13 protein-coding genes are annotated in these 14,857 nt (G+C 57.5%); 4 read left to right on the top strand and 9 right to left on the bottom strand.

The window, feature by feature from the left end; genetic code table 11:
- Positions 1-22 precede the first annotated feature (22 nt).
- The 3 genes from H7698_RS05250 to coxB form a co-directional block, all read right to left on the bottom strand.
- Positions 23-574 carry a cytochrome c oxidase assembly protein gene (locus tag H7698_RS05250; RefSeq protein WP_194690803.1) on the bottom strand — a complete coding sequence of 184 codons (552 nt, stop codon included), beginning with the start codon at positions 572-574 and terminating at the stop codon, positions 23-25.
- Positions 575-778: 204 nt separating this feature from the next.
- Positions 779-2,365 (bottom strand): cytochrome c oxidase subunit I, encoded by a 1,587-nt coding sequence (ctaD, locus tag H7698_RS05245; protein WP_162438906.1) that lies wholly within the window; start codon positions 2,363-2,365, stop codon positions 779-781.
- 82 nt (positions 2,366-2,447) lie between these two features.
- A complete protein-coding gene (coxB, locus tag H7698_RS05240; RefSeq protein ID WP_162438907.1) occupies positions 2,448-3,575 on the bottom strand; it encodes a cytochrome c oxidase subunit II in 1,128 nt (375 codons plus the stop codon).
- 369 nt (positions 3,576-3,944) lie between these two features.
- Here coxB and H7698_RS05235 point away from each other — a divergent pair, with 369 nt between their 5' ends.
- Positions 3,945-4,595 (top strand): hypothetical protein, encoded by a 651-nt coding sequence (locus tag H7698_RS05235; RefSeq protein WP_162438908.1) that lies wholly within the window; start codon positions 3,945-3,947, stop codon positions 4,593-4,595.
- A 120-nt stretch (positions 4,596-4,715) separates the two neighbouring features.
- Here the strand turns inward: H7698_RS05235 and H7698_RS05230 are convergent, their stop codons facing one another.
- From H7698_RS05230 to H7698_RS05220, 3 genes are all read right to left on the bottom strand, one after another.
- Positions 4,716-6,242, bottom strand: a complete 1,527-nt coding sequence (locus H7698_RS05230; protein WP_194690802.1) for a SulP family inorganic anion transporter — start codon at positions 6,240-6,242, stop codon at positions 4,716-4,718.
- Positions 6,243-6,324: 82 nt separating this feature from the next.
- Entirely contained in the window at positions 6,325-7,059 is a 735-nt protein-coding gene (locus H7698_RS05225; RefSeq protein ID WP_162438910.1) for a carbonic anhydrase, read from the bottom strand.
- Between the two features lie 244 nt (positions 7,060-7,303).
- A complete protein-coding gene (locus H7698_RS05220) occupies positions 7,304-8,362 on the bottom strand; it encodes a PA0069 family radical SAM protein (protein WP_194690801.1) in 1,059 nt (352 codons plus the stop codon).
- Between the two features lie 184 nt (positions 8,363-8,546).
- Between H7698_RS05220 and H7698_RS05215 the strand changes: the two genes are divergently transcribed.
- Positions 8,547-8,852, top strand: a complete 306-nt coding sequence (locus H7698_RS05215; protein WP_194690800.1) for a hypothetical protein — start codon at positions 8,547-8,549, stop codon at positions 8,850-8,852.
- Positions 8,853-9,047: 195 nt separating this feature from the next.
- Entirely contained in the window at positions 9,048-9,704 is a 657-nt protein-coding gene (locus H7698_RS05210; protein ID WP_194690799.1) for a dual specificity protein phosphatase family protein, read from the top strand.
- Here the strand turns inward: H7698_RS05210 and H7698_RS05205 are convergent.
- The 3 genes from H7698_RS05205 to prlC form a co-directional block, all read right to left on the bottom strand.
- Positions 9,673-11,742: a M3 family metallopeptidase gene (locus H7698_RS05205; RefSeq protein ID WP_194690798.1), complete on the bottom strand. Its 2,070-nt coding sequence runs from the start codon at positions 11,740-11,742 to the stop codon at positions 9,673-9,675. The two genes, H7698_RS05210 and H7698_RS05205, sit on opposite strands and share 32 nt — an antisense overlap.
- Positions 11,743-11,862: 120 nt before the next feature.
- On the bottom strand, positions 11,863-12,144 hold the full coding sequence (locus H7698_RS05200; protein WP_162438915.1) for a YheV family putative zinc ribbon protein: 282 nt from the start codon (positions 12,142-12,144) through the stop codon (positions 11,863-11,865).
- Complete coding sequence (prlC, locus tag H7698_RS05195; RefSeq protein ID WP_194690797.1) at positions 12,141-14,219, bottom strand: oligopeptidase A; 2,079 nt, start codon at positions 14,217-14,219, stop codon at positions 12,141-12,143. The genes H7698_RS05200 and prlC overlap by 4 nt, the downstream gene beginning before the upstream one ends.
- Before the next feature lie 62 nt (positions 14,220-14,281).
- Between prlC and H7698_RS05190 the strand changes: the two genes are divergently transcribed.
- On the top strand, positions 14,282-14,827 hold the full coding sequence (locus tag H7698_RS05190) for a gamma carbonic anhydrase family protein (protein WP_194690796.1): 546 nt from the start codon (positions 14,282-14,284) through the stop codon (positions 14,825-14,827).
- Positions 14,828-14,857 lie beyond the last annotated feature (30 nt).

Here is a 14,857-nt window from a genome sequence, read left to right as displayed (position 1 = left end):
TTGTTCTCCTTATCGGGCACGCTCAGCCGCCAGTGTTTAAAGCCACCGGTGGATGTCGGGCGGTGATATCGAACAGCGTGTAGGACAGCGTCAGGTGCTTCACATCCTTGGGCATGTCGCGGTCAACAATGAAACGTACCGGCATCTCGATCCGTTGACCGGGCTGCAACACTTGCTGGGTGAAGCAAAAGCATTCGGTCTTGTGGAAGTACGCCGCCGCGGCACTGGGCGCGATGCTTGGCACGGCCTGGGCGCTCATCGGTTTGTCGGTCGGGTTGTGGGCGATGAAGATCATCTCGTTCACAGCACCCGGGTTGGCGGTCAATTCATCACCTTTGGGATAGAAGTCCCAGGACATGTCCGCAGAGTTGGTCGAGAGAAACTGCACGCGCACCTGCCGCGACATATCGACGGTCTGCTCCCCTTCGTATTGCCCGGCGGTTTTGCCGTTGATGCCGAACGCCTTGCACATCACGTCATAGATCGGCACCAGGGCAAAGCCGAAAATAAACATCGCCACCACCACCAACAGCAGCCGGGTGACGAGTTTTTTCATTGAAATTGATTCAGCCATGGTTCAAACCCTCTACGCAGAACCCTGTGGGAGCTGGCTCTGTGGCGAGGGGATTCATCCCCGTTCGGCTGCGCAGCAGTCGTAAAACCTGAGAACCCGTTGTGTCTGACACGGCGCGGTTGCAGATTTTGGGGCCGCTTCGCAGCCCAACGGGGATGAATCCCCTCACCACAGGGACTTCGCCGACTCCAAGGGGGTGGGTGTTCATTTCACTTCCGGTGGAGTTGTAAAGGTGTGATACGGCGCCGGTGATGGAATGCTCCACTCCAGACCCTCCGCTCCATCCCAGGGCTTGGCCGGTGCAGGCGGGCCGCCGCGGATGGTTTTGATCACGATGAACAGGAAGAAGATCTGTGTGGCACCGAACATGAATGCGCCGATCGACGACACCATGTTGAAGTCGGCGAATTGCAGGTTGTAGTCCGGAATCCGCCGCGGCATCCCCGCCAGACCCACGAAGTGCATCGGGAAGAAGGCCATGTTCATGCCGATGAACGAGAGCCAGAAGTGCAACTTGCCAAGGGTTTCGTCGTACATGTGGCCGGTCCATTTCGGCAGCCAGTAATAAGCCGACGCGAAGATCCCGAAGATCGCTCCCGGTACCAACACATAGTGGAAGTGCGCGACCACAAAGTAGGTGTCCTGGTACTGGAAGTCCGCCGGAGCGATGGCCAGCATCAGCCCGGAGAAACCGCCGATGGAGAAAAGGATCACGAACGCCACCGCAAACAGCATCGGCGTTTCGAAGGTCAGCGAGCCTTGCCACATGGTGCTGGCCCAGTTGAACACCTTCACCCCGGTCGGCACTGCAATCAGCAGCGTGGCGTACATGAAGAACAACTCGCCCACCAGTGGGATACCCACCACGAACATGTGGTGCGCCCATACGATGAACGACAGGAACGCGATGCTCGCCGTCGCATAAACCATCGAGGTGTAGCCGAACAACGGCTTGCGCGAGAAGGTGGGGATGATCGAGCTGACGGCACCGAAGGCCGGCAGGATCATGATGTACACCTCGGGGTGACCGAAGAACCAGAACACGTGCTGGAACAGCACCGGGTCACCGCCACCGGCGGCACTGAAGAAGCTGGTGCCGAAGTGGATGTCCATCAGCATCATCGTCACGCAACCGGCCAGCACCGGCATTACCGCGATCAGCAGGAATGCAGTGATCAGCCATGTCCAGACGAACAGCGGCATTTTCATCAACGTCATGCCGGGGGCGCGCAGGTTGAGGATGGTGGCGATCACGTTGATCGCCCCCATGATCGAGCTGATCCCCATCAAGTGGATGGCGAAGATGAAGAACGTCACGCTCTCCGGTGCATAGGTCGTCGACAGCGGGGCGTAGAACGTCCAGCCGAAGTTCGGTCCGCCACCGGGCGTGAACAGGGTCGATATCAAAAGGATGAACGCCGCTGGCAGCAACCAGAAGCTGAAGTTGTTCATCCGTGGCAGGGCCATGTCAGGCGCGCCGATCATCAACGGGATCATCCAGTTGGCGAGGCCGACGAACGCCGGCATCACCGCACCGAAGACCATCACCAGGCCGTGCATGGTGGTCATCTGGTTGAAGAACGCCGGCTCGACAATTTGCAGACCTGGCTGGAACAGCTCGGCGCGAATCACCATCGCGAACGAGCCCCCCAGCAGGAACATGGAAAACGCGAACCACAGGTACAGCGTGCCGATGTCTTTGTGGTTAGTGGTCAGCACCCAACGCATCAGGCCTTTGGCGGGACCGTGGGCGTGGTCGGCATGACCATGGTCATCGATGACGGCGCTCATGGCGTGTCTCCTGCAAACAGATGGGCTGGGCAGGCCGGGGCGCGCTGCCCCGACCAGTTCCTTACATGCGCAATAGACTGGGTCATTTGCTTTCCGCCTGTTTCAGCTCCAGCACTTCTTTTGGAGTGACCATGTCGCCTTTGTTGTTGCCCCAGGCATTTCGTTCGTAGGTCACGACCGCCGCGATATCGACTTCCGAGAGTTGCTTGCCGAACGCCGCCATGGCAGTGCCAGGCTTGCCGTGGAAAACAATGCTCAAGTGATCCTTGATCGGGCCGGTGGCGATTTTCGAGCCTTTGAGTGCCGGGAACATCGGCGGCAGCCCCTGACCTTCGGCCTGGTGACAAGCCACGCAGGTGGTGTGGTAAACCTTGTCGCCGCGCTCTTTGAGCTCGTCGAGGGTCCATTCCTTGCTGGTCAGCTCTTTGAGTTGTGCGGCTTCAGCCTTGCGCTCACCCAGCCACTTTTCGTAATCGGCCTTTTCCTTGACCTCGACCACGATCGGCATGAAGCCATGGTCCTTGCCGCACAATTCGGCGCACTGACCACGGTAGATGCCGGGCTTGTCGACACGTGTCCAGGCTTCGTTGACGAACCCCGGAATCGCGTCGCGCTTGACCGCGAAGGCCGGCACCCACCAGGAGTGGATCACGTCGGCGGAGGTGACGAGGAAGCGCACTTTGGCGCCGATCGGCAGCACCAACGGTTTGTCGACCTCAAGCAAGTAATGCTCGCCCTTGGCTTCCTTGTTGTGGATCTGGTCGGCGGGAGTCGCCAGGTTGCTGAAGAACTCAACGTCCTGGCCGAGGTATTTGTAATGCCACTTCCACTGATACCCGGTGACCTGGATATCAATATCCGGCTCACTGGCGTCGTACATCTTGATCAGGGTAGCGGTCGCCGGAACCGCCATCGCCACCAGGATCAGGAAGGGCACGATGGTCCAGAGGATTTCGACGGTAGTGCTTTCATGAAACTTTGCGGCCACCTGCCCGGTCGAGCGGCGGTGGAGGATCATCGACCAGAACATGGCGCCGAAGACGATGATGCCGATCACTACACATATCCAGAAAATGGTCATGTGCAGGTCAAATACTGCGTGACTGATTTCAGTCGCTCCAGGCGCCATATTCACAGTCCAGGCCGCTTGTGCCTGACTGAAAATCGACCACAACAGGAGGCCCATCCAGACGTGTGGATGTCGCATCATTGCGGGTTCCCCTTATCGTTCTTGTTATCCCGCCGGCTTTCACCTGCGGCAAGGGAGCGGCTTTTCAGACTACGAACTTGATTGCCGGGCCTTGCTGCGTGTGCAGTCGGGCGTCATCAGCTAACTCCATTCCAACCCGAGTATAGACAGCGACTGGCACCCCGCAATGCGATGGCGTAAATGAACTGAAACAGACGGGACTTGCGCTCAAGGGCACGAATGGAGAAGGATGCAGACGAATGGTGGCAAATGGATATAACGCTGATGTCTTAAGGATGAAATCATTATGACAAATGCGTCTTAGGATTTTTCCTGCGCCAGCTAAGTTATGTCTTCCCTATTTCTTTGCCTTTGTTTCCTGGAGTTTTCATGAACACCGCCGCATTGCGCGAGCAGATCCAAAAAGCCCAAAAACATGAAGCCGAAACCGGCCTGCTGACTCGTCAGCTGGAAAGCAAGCTGCCTCGTTTACACCCGGCTATCCAACTGCCGGAGACTGACGCCAACGGCGTACTGACGCGTTTTGTCGCGACCTACATCGACGAGGTTCCTGATCTGCTGGATGCGGCCAACGAAGTGGCCAAGGAAGCAGGTATCGAGTCACAGATCAAACCGGTGCTGAAAATCGCCGAGCAATACTTTCTCCAACCGCCGGCGATCATGGCCGGGCACGTCGGGCTCGACAGCCTGCTGGATGAGGCCTACCTGGCGCATCGGTTTGTCGAAGAGGTCAATGACCTGTACATCAAACATCTGGGCCAGCCATTGATCCCATTGGACATGACTGTCGCCAACCTGATTGCCCATCAACTGATCGGCGAGACGTTTGCCAACCAGCTGGATGAGGTGGTGCATCACGCCCTGGACGAGCTGCTCGATGATCAAAGCTTCGCGCTGGAATCTGTGGAAGCCTACCGCGAGAAACTCAGCAGCCCGGACACCGGCGCCGCATGGAAGCGCTGGCCGTGCATGTCACGCCGCTTAGGCGTGGGCCTGGAACTGGATCAACCAGCGGCCTGATCCATTGCATGATGCATTCCCCCTGTGGGAGCGAGCCTGCTCGCGATAGCGTTGAATCAGTCGACATCATTGTTGAATGATCCATGGCAATCGCGAGCAGGCTCACTCCCACAGTGTTATCTACATGGCTGAACCTACGCCGGACGTCGTCCGCAACCGCCCCTCCAATCTGCGCTTCAATCCTCGCGCTTCAATCAGCAGCTTCGAACCTTTGGCCGCATTGGCCCGTCCCCACTCCTCCAGCAACTCAAGACACGAGTGATCGATGTAACTCAGGTTGTTGAGTGGCACGTGTACCGTCGCGCCCGGTGGAATGGTCCCCAGCACCTGGGTCAGCGCCGGTACCTTTAAAAAGGTCGCGGCGCCCGTCAGCCGCAGCTCCATTTCACCCTCCTGGGGCAGGTCCACGAGGCTGATTTTCAAGCGTGAAGCTTTCCACGCCAGCTTGGCCAGCGTCAGGCCAAAACCGATCAGCACGCCAGTCAGCAGGTCGGTGAAGATGATCGCCAGCGCGGTGGCCGCATAGGTGAACATCGGCATCCGGCCATAACGACCCAGGCCACGAAAGGCCTTGAGGTCGACCAGTTTGAAACCCGTGTAGACCAGAACACCCGCCAGGCTAGCCACCGGGATGCTTTGCAGCACGCTCGATAACAGCAACACGAACGCCAGCAACCACAGGCCATGAAATATCGCTGACATTCGGGTGGTAGCACCCGCCTGAACGTTGGCAGAGCTGCGCACGATTACGCCGGTCATTGGCAGCGCGCCGAGCAGCCCGCAGAGCATGTTGCCCACGCCTTGAGCCGATAATTCGCGATCAAAATCGGAGCGCTGACCACTGTGCATGCGGTCCACCGCTGCGGCGGAGAGCAGGGTTTCGGCGCTGGCGATAAACGCCACGGCAAACGCGGCAATCAACAGCGTCGGATCTGCCAGGTTGAGCAAGTCCGCAGGTTTCAGCCAGTCGATGGCCTGTGCCAGATTGGCCGGGACTTCCACTCGTTTCACTTGCAGGGCGAGCATCAGGCTGGCGATTGTCGCCAGTCCTACGCCAAGCAAGGCGCCAGGAATGAATCGCAGGGAATGCGGACGGAATTTTTCCCACAGCCACATCACTGCAATCGTCGATAGCCCGAGCAAGCCAGCCTGCCAGCCGAAGGACGGTAAAGCTTGCGCGACGGCCGCGGGGAACGCTGCAAGGTTATCCAGGCCAGAGGGTTTGGGCACGGCGTCGAGCATGACATGCACCTGGGACAGCACGATCAATACACCGATACCGGCGAGCATGCCGTACACCACTGCCGGCGCTGTCACCCGGAACCAGCAACCGAGTTTCAAGCGCCCAGCGACCAGTTGCAGAAAACCTGCCAGCAGCAGGATCGGCCCGAGCATGGCGATGCCATGCTGGCGCACCAGTTCGAACACCAGAACAGCCAGCCCCGCTGCGGGCCCGCTGACCTGGAGGGGAGAGCCGGCCAGCCAGCCGACCACCAGGCCTCCGATGATTCCGGTAATCAAACCTTTGGCGGGTGGTAGCCCGGAAGCGATGGCGATGCCCATGCACAAAGGCAGGGCGACCAGAAAGACGACCACTGAAGCGAGGAGCTCCCGTGGCAGAACAGCTTTGAGTTGCGCGGCACGCATAGTGATTCTCCCGATATTTTCTTCAGGCATGGCAAAGCCAGGCTGCAGGATCTGCAGCCTCGGCTATGTCACTTAGGAGGATTTAGAAGCGTGCTTTGGGCGTCGCCACCGGAATCGGATGGGTGCCATCCAGCGGCAGGAAACATCCCTGGTCCGCGTCGTAAGCTTTAATTGCGCTGGTTTCGATGTCGTACACCCAACCATGGATGAACAGATGACCGTTTGCCATGCGCGAGGCCACGGACGGATGAGTCCGCAAGTGCTGCAATTGGGCGATCACATTCTCTTCGGTGAGGATGTGCATCGTCTCGTTTTCGTCGGCGCAGTTGCAGTTGTCATGCACCATGGTTTTCGCGACTTCGGCGTGCCGCAGCCAGGCTTTGACCGTGGGCATTTTTTCCAGGCTATCTGGGTTGAGCACCGCGCGCATTGCGCCGCAATCGGAGTGGCCGCAGATGATGATGTGCTGCACACCCAGCGCCAGCACCGCGTACTCGATGGCGGTGGAAACGCCACCGTTCATCTGACCGTAAGGCGGTACGACATTGCCGACGTTGCGGGTAACGAACAGATCGCCAGGCGAACTGTGGGTGATCAGCTCCGGGACGATGCGCGAGTCGGCGCAGGTGATGAACATTGCCCGAGGCTGTTGGGCGGTTGCGAGTTTCTTGAAGAGTTCTTCCTGTTGCGGAAAGATCTCATGATGAAAATGCAAAAAGCCGTCAACGATATGACGCAGCGCTGCATCGGCGCTTTCCACATCAGCAGGTGGTGTGGAAGCCGACGCAGCCAACGGCTGTTTATCCTTGTCACTCATGAATTGATCCTCATTGGCGGAGTCAGGGAAGTTTCCCGTTTTGTCCGGTGTGAAGCCAGTGGCTGTCTAAAAAACATCCAGGTCGGAAATCGCGACCCGTCAGTCACTCGATGAACAAGGTAGCCCGCGAAACTTAACTCAAACTGAATCAACCGCTCTAGAACGTGTGTTCCAGGTCACAAAAAACGTGACTGGCGTAATGGCAAGATGCTTTTACTCCTACTCAACCATAGGCTAATTGTCTCTAAATCAACGACATCTGGCGACCCGGCGGACAGAAGGCGTCGCAGTCCAGATTAAAACCTTCCCGACGATTAAGTCCCAGGCGTTTTATGGTTTTAGCGAACCGCTGCGCAAGCAGGTCGGCGAACGGACCCTCACCGCGCATTCGAGAGCCGAACCTGCTGTCGTAAAGCTCACCGCCACGGCTCTGGCGAATCAGACTCAACACATGCGCAGCCCGTTGAGGGTAATGCGCGGCCAGCCATTCCTCAAATAGCGGCGCCACTTCCAACGGTAGGCGCAACATCATGTAGGCAGCGCTCTGTGCACCAGCGGCTTGCGCCTCGGTCAGCAAGCTTTCGAGCTCACTGTCATTGATCATCGGAATCATTGGTGAGCAAAGCACGCCTACCGGGATTCCTGCTTCTCGCATGACACGGATCGCCCGCAATCGGGCTTTGGGAGCAGCGGCGCGGGGCTCAAGAATGCGCTTGAGCTCGTCGTCCAGTGTGGTGAGGCTGATCATCACGGCCACCAGTCGCTGTTCGGCGAGTTCGGCCAACAGATCCAGGTCCCGAAGAATCAGCGAACCTTTGGTGATGATGGTTACCGGGTGACGGTAACGCAGCAGCACTTCGAGGGTTTGCCGGGTGATCTTGTGTTCACGCTCGATCGGCTGATAGGGATCGGTGTTGGAACCGAGGTTGATGGGCGCGCACTGGTAACCGCGTCTGGACAGCTGCTCTTCGAGCACATCGGCGGCATTGGTCTTGGCGATCAGTTTGGTTTCGAAGTCCAGCCCGGGCGACATGTCCCAATACGCGTGACTGGGACGCGCATAGCAGTAGATGCAGCCATGCTCACAGCCGCGATAAGGGTTGATCGAGCGATCAAACGGCAGGTCTGGTGAGTTATTGCGGGTGATGATGGTTTTCGCCGTTTCGATGCGAACTTCAGTGCCTTGTGTGACGGGAGCTTCCTGGTACCAGCCGTCATCTTCCGCCACCGAGCGATTTGGTGCGAAACGGTTATGCGGGTTGGTGGCGGTGCCGCGACCACGCGGAGGTAGAGGGCTGGTCATCGAAAACTCCTTTGGCTGTACGTGCATACAGTATCGATCCTTGGAGGAATCGACCAGTGCCGTTCGGCGATTTCGGGCGGGTCATCATGAGAAACATATGCCGGCTGGCACGTTCATCCGCGCTGTCAGTATTCTTTACGGCGCATGAGTTCTTCGTTATTTCACTATTAAAAGGATTTAATAAATGTCTTTTTACAATCAGCGTGGCGTCTTTCTTCAGTTGTTAAGTTCTGCTCCTTCTAGCCCGAAAGAAGTTCGGGTTTCCATGCAATTTGCTTTAAAAGATGAAGGCTATGATCCGGTCAATCGAGTGCCCACTTACTCTCTGCTGGATTCGACAAGGCGTGAAGCCGTATCGAATGACGGCGGGGTGACCTTCACCATGCGCGATGCTCAGGTCGATATAGACGGCGATGGTCAAATTGATGCGCAGGACAAAGCGGTTTTGGTGCTGTTGGCGAAAGCGTATTCGAAAATTGTTAATCCTTGATTGCTATTGAGCCATTGCTTTCAGCCGCTATTGAGTTGAAGCGTTTTGTTAATAAATCACTATTAAGCGGCACCTGAGTTCAGGTGCCGTTTTTTTATATTCACGATTCTTTGACAACGGTCTCACAGGCCTTTGACCGCTCGGGGTTGAAACTGCACGTCATCCATTCACTCTCCTCCAGACGGTTGTTCAAGCATGCCTCTCCTGCGCCTTTCATTTGCGACGTTGCTGCTGTCGCTGGCCGCATTCTTCTACCTTTCGTTCGCTCATGCTGAAGACACTGCACTGCCTCGTCCGGCGGAATGGGCTCAATCGGTTGAGGGTCAATACAACCTCTACCAAATGTCACCGACGCTGTACCGTAGTGCACTGCCTGATCAAGGCGCGGTGCCTTTGCTCAAAAAGCTCAATGTCGCGACCGTGATCAACTTCCTGCCGGAATCGGATTCGAGTTGGCTGTCGTCGCCAGACATCGCGCAGGTGCAACTGCCTTATCGGACTAATCATGTGGATGACGCGGATGTGTTGAAGGCACTTCGTGCCATTCAAACCGCGCAAGCCAACGGGTCGGTGTTGATGCATTGCAAGCACGGGTCGGACCGCACCGGTTTGATGGCGGCGATGTATCGGGTCGTTGTGCAGGGCTGGAGTAAAGAAGACGCCCTGAGTGAAATGACCCAGGGCGGATTTGGTGACAGCACCCATTTCAAGGAGAGTGTGCGATACATGATGCGGGCTGATGTCGACAAGCTGCGCACGGCGCTGACCAATGGCGATTGCAGCACCAGCCCCTTCGCAGCTTGCTCGATGAAGAGCTGGTTCAAGTCCGCAAACGTGGAGAGCGGGCACTGATGCTCGCTGGATCTAACGTTGCCGGGAATAGATCGGCGGCAACCGGGCGTCCGAGAAAGGTTTCCAGAACGTCCAGCAGCGAATTCGAATCGCCCGCTGCGAACACCGTCTCACGAAAATTCTTGCCTGTCTGGGCGTTGAACACCCAATCTTTTTCGAACCGTTCAAACGTTTCGGTGGCAAGTACGCCCGACCATTTATAGGCGTAAACCGAAACCTCATACCCGGTTACCAGATAATCGAAGCTATTAGGGAGGCGGCTCCATTGCGGAAGATTCAGGTGGGGGAAGTCTCGCAGTACATCGTCAAAAACCTGCTGAACATCACGTGCTTCGCCCTGCCCAAGATGCAGCTCCAGATCGAACATTGCGCTCATCAGCAGTTGCGCGGTCGCCCCGCTGTCATAGGCCCTGAGCGAAGCGATGGCGTTATCGACCTGCGTCTCGGACAAGCGTTCGCCGGTTTGATAGTGAGCCGCCAGCCACAACAGGAACTCCCGAGACATTCCGAAGAGTTCAAACACCTGCCCGGCAAACTCCGCCGTGTCTCGGCCCAACTGTGAAATACCCGACAACGTGTAATGGGGTGAGCGAGTCAATACATGTTGCAAACAGTGACCCAATTCATGGAGCAGTACACGCAAGTCTTTATGAGTGAGCAAGTACGGTTGACCCGCGGCGCCTCGTGAAAAATTGGCATGAAGCACGGCAATCGGTAGTGGCACGCGCCCTTCGGCGTTTCTACGACGGTTACGAAGTGTGGACGTCCCGGCGAAGTCTGGTGCTTCCTTGCGCTGGTAGGGGTCGACGTAGATGTGACCGATGACTCGGCCGTCTTCACTGATCTCAAACAGCTGAATACTGTCGTCCCATCGCTCGAACATCGTAAGTTCAGTTATCCGAATGCCGAACATACGTTCGCAAAACACACAGAGTTTGCGCAGTGTTGCATCCAAAGGAAAAAACTTGCGCAGCCCTTTTAGTGCAAAGCCTTTGTGGGTTTCGCGCAGCTTTGCGACAAGAAACTCGTGATCCCAGGGCTCCACGCTTGAGAAACCTTGGGTAAGTGCGAAGTCCTTGATGGCTTGAGTCTCCTGCTCGAAAGCGGGTGTCGCCAGCGCAATCTGCTGACGCAGGAACTGTTTGACCTGCTCAGGCGACTCAACCATCCGGTTGATCAATTTCAACTGTGCGTAGTTTTCGAATCCGAGCAGTCGCGCTTTGCGTTGGCGCATGGCCACCAGCATTTGCAGCAATGGTGCATTGTCGAATTGGTCTGCGTGGGGGCCTTGATCGGAGGCGCGTGTGGTGTACGCGCAATAGTATTCCTCACGCAGTGCCCGATCTTCGGCGTAGGTCATGACCTGAGCGTAAGTGGCCTCGTCCAGCAGCAACCGCCAGCCATCGTGGCCCGCCTGTTGGGCGTTGAGTGCCAGGCGATCCAGGACATCTTGCGAAATCCCGGCGAGCTGTTTGACGTCTTCGATGCGTTTGCTCCAACTCGTGCTGGCCCATTTCAATTGACTCAGAAACAAGCCCTCGAGTGCGCCTGTATCGAAATCCAGTTTGGCCAGTTCTTGTTGTTGCGAACCGGTCAACGCGATGCCCCCAGGGTGAAAGGTGCGAAGAATCCTGTTCAAGACGGTTTTTCGAGATGAGTCGAATAGTTTGGCCGCCGGGCTTTGCGCCAGCGTCTGATAGGTACGAAACAATGCGGCATTACTCATTTTTTCGATTTTGTACTGCGCGCTGATGTCCTCACAGACGGCCGCTGCCTGGCGCCAGGCGTTGTCAGGACGTGTCACCGTGTCGAGTGTCTGTATGACACCCATGGCTTCATCCAGACGCGCATCGGTTTCGTCGACGGCGAGTACCAGATCGTCCCAGTTCGGGTAGGTGGATTGCGAATCGATGAGGGTCGAGATCGCCAGCCGATTGTCGGCGACGATTTTCTCGATGGCGGGGACCAGGTGCTCGACCCGGACGCTCTGCCATGGAGGCAGGTCCCAGTGTTGTAAAAGCGGATTGGTGTTGGGCATGAAGTCTTCCTTGATTAGCGACTGTTCAAGCAGCTTAAAAAGGAAGCGCGCGGAGCAGGGATTAGATAGTTACCACCTCCCTCGCCGATCAGACGTGGGGGAGGTGGTGGCGTTTCAGTGTTATTCGTCAGTCTTTTTTTTCAGCTTCGGGTTCGGGAAAAACTGCACCGCCTGAACCTTGGCGTCCGGCGCTTTCAATGCAGAGGTATTCACCCGCGTACCCAATTCCTTGGGTACAGACAGGCCTTGTTCATTCAGCGTGTCGGCGTAGCCACAGGCCACGCACTCACGATGCGGAACATCGTCTTCGCTCCACATCATCAGCTTGTCCGGCTCGCTGCAGGCCGGACAAACCGCCCCGGCGATAAAGCGTCTTTTGGTGATCACAGGACCCTCACTCATGCTGCGGCGTCCTCACTCAGGCCGCTGTGGCGCAAGAGTGCGTCAATCGATGGCGCACGGCCACGGAAGTCGACGAACAGTACCATCGGTTCCTGAGAACCACCCCGCGCCAGGATCGCTTCACGGAACGCGCGACCGGTTGCTTCATTGAGCACGCCGTCTTCTTCGAATTTCGAAAAGGCATCGGCTGACAACACTTCCGCCCACTTGTAGCTGTAATACCCTGCTGCGTAACCGCCGGCAAAGATGTGCGCAAAGCTGTTGGGGAAACGGTTGTAGGCCGGAGGGCGCATGACCGACACCTCATCGCGTACGCCCTCGAGCACCTGCAGCACGCTGCGGCCGTCACCGTGGGTGGCGTGCAGTTCGAAGTCGAACAGCGAGAACTCCAGTTGGCGAACCATCATCAGGCCGGACTGGAAGTTTTTGGCAGCGAGCATTTTTTCCAGGAGGTCCTGAGGCAGCGGTTCTCCAGTTTCGTAGTGACCGGAGATCAGCGCCAGACCTTCAGGCTCCCAGCACCAGTTTTCCATGAACTGGCTTGGCAGCTCGACCGCGTCCCACGCGACGCCGTTGATGCCGGATACGCCAGCGTGTTCGACGCGGGTGAGCAGGTGGTGCAAGCCGTGGCCGAATTCGTGGAACAGCGTGGTCACTTCATCATGGGTCAGCAGGGCAGGTTTGCCACTGTCCGCCGGGGTGAAGTTGCACACCAGATTGGCCACCGGGCTTTGCAATACGCCTTCAGCCGTACGACGGCGGTCGCGAGCGCCATCCATCCAGGCGCCACCACGTTTGTTGGCGCGAGCGTAAAGGTCGAAGAAGAAGCGGCCGACGTGCTGGCCGTTTTCCTTGATTTCGAACAGGCGGACATCCGGGTGCCAGGTGTCGAAACCTTTCTGCTCGGCGATCTCGATGCCGTACAGGCGCTGGACGATGGCGAACAAGCCACCGAGCACTTTGTCGATCGGGAAGTAAGCGCGCAATGCTTCCTGAGCGACGCTGTACCGTTGTTCACGCAGTTTTTCACCGAAGAACCCGCTGTCCCAGCTTTGCAGGTCCGGGCAGCCTTGCTCGGCGGCGTACGCTTTGAGCTGCTCCAGATCCTGAGCGGCGAAGGGTTTGCTGCGCTTGGCCAGGTCGCGCAGGAAGCTGATGACCTGATCGCTGGACTCGGCCATTTTGGTGGCCAGGCTCAGCTCCGAGAAGCTGGCGAATCCCAGAAGCTTTGCCAACTCCTGACGCAGGTCGAGAATTTCTTCCATGACCGGGCCGTTGTCGTTCTGGCCGGCATTTGGGCCTTGGTCCGACGCACGGGTGCAGTAGGCGGCGTAGACTTCCTCGCGCAAAGCTCGGTCGTGCGCATAGGTCATCACGGCGAAGTAGCTTGGGAATTCCAGAGTGATCAACCAGCCGTCCAGTTCTTTGGCGTGAGCGGCGGCTGCCATTTGCGCCTTAGCTGAATCGGTCAGGCCGGCGAGGGTGGCTTCGTCAGTGACGTGTTTGGTCCAGGCTTGAGTCGCGTCGAGCAGTTGGTTGGAGAAGCGGCTGCCCAGCTCCGACAATTTGCTTTGCACGTCGGCGTAGCGCTTTTGCTCGGCCTCAGGCAAATCTATACCCGACAGACGGAAGTCACGCAGCGAGTGTTCAAGAATGGTTTTTTGCGCAACGTCGAAGCCGGCCGCTTCCGGGCTGTTGGCCAACGCTTCGAAGGCCTGGAACAACTCGCGATTCTGGCCCATTTCCGTAGAGTAGGCGCTCAAGGCAGGCAGGCAGGACTCATAGGCTTCGCGCAGTTCGGCACTGTTGCACACCGCATTCAGGTGGCTGACCGGGCTCCAGGCTGCGCCCAGGCGATCATTCAACTCGTCCATCGCCAGCACCAGGCCCGCCCAGGTCGGTTGTTTGCCTTGGGTTTTGAGTATCTCGATAATGGCGGCACGGTTGTCAGCCAGGATCTGTTCAATGGCCGGTTGCACGTGTTCGGCACGGATCGCGGAGAACGGCGGCAGGTCGTAGGACTGCAAAAGAGGGTTGTTCACGCTCACGGTTGACACCTTGGCTGGAAGAAACATGCCCCCATCTTAATTACAATCGACGCCGACCGCAGCTATCAGCAAAAGAGAGAGAGCCTATCGTGACCCTTCGCAAGTATCAGAATCACATGCCAGTGCTGGGTAACGGCGCTTTTGTCGACAGCTCGGCAGTGGTCATTGGCGACGTCGAAATCGGCGAAGACAGCTCTGTTTGGCCGTTGACGGTGATTCGCGGTGATATGCACCGCATCCGTATCGGCCAGCGCACCAGCGTTCAGGATGGCTGTGTCCTGCACATCACCCATGCTGGCCCGTTCAACCCGGACGGTTTTCCACTGCTGATTGGCGACGATGTGACCATCGCGCACAAAGTCATGCTGCACGGTTGCAGTGTGGGCAGCCGGGTTTTGATTGGCATGGGAAGCATTGTCATGGACGGCGCGGTGGTTGAGGACGACGTCATCATCGGAGCCGGCAGCCTGGTGCCACCGGGCAAACGGCTGGCCAGTGGCTTTCTTTATGTGGGCAGCCCGGCGAAACAGGTTCGCCCGCTGACTGACAAAGAACGCGCCTTTTTCACCTACAGTGCGGCGAATTACGTGAAGCTCAAGGATTTGCACCTGGCGGAAGGCTACGACCAGCTCTGAAGCACCCTTTCACAAAGCCTTTCGCAATTG

The organism is Pseudomonas sp. p50(2008) (genome assembly GCF_015351605.1).
Classification (GTDB): domain Bacteria; phylum Pseudomonadota; class Gammaproteobacteria; order Pseudomonadales; family Pseudomonadaceae; genus Aquipseudomonas.
Note: the sequence above shows the minus strand (reverse complement) of the source record. Positions and strands in the feature narration are given on the sequence as shown.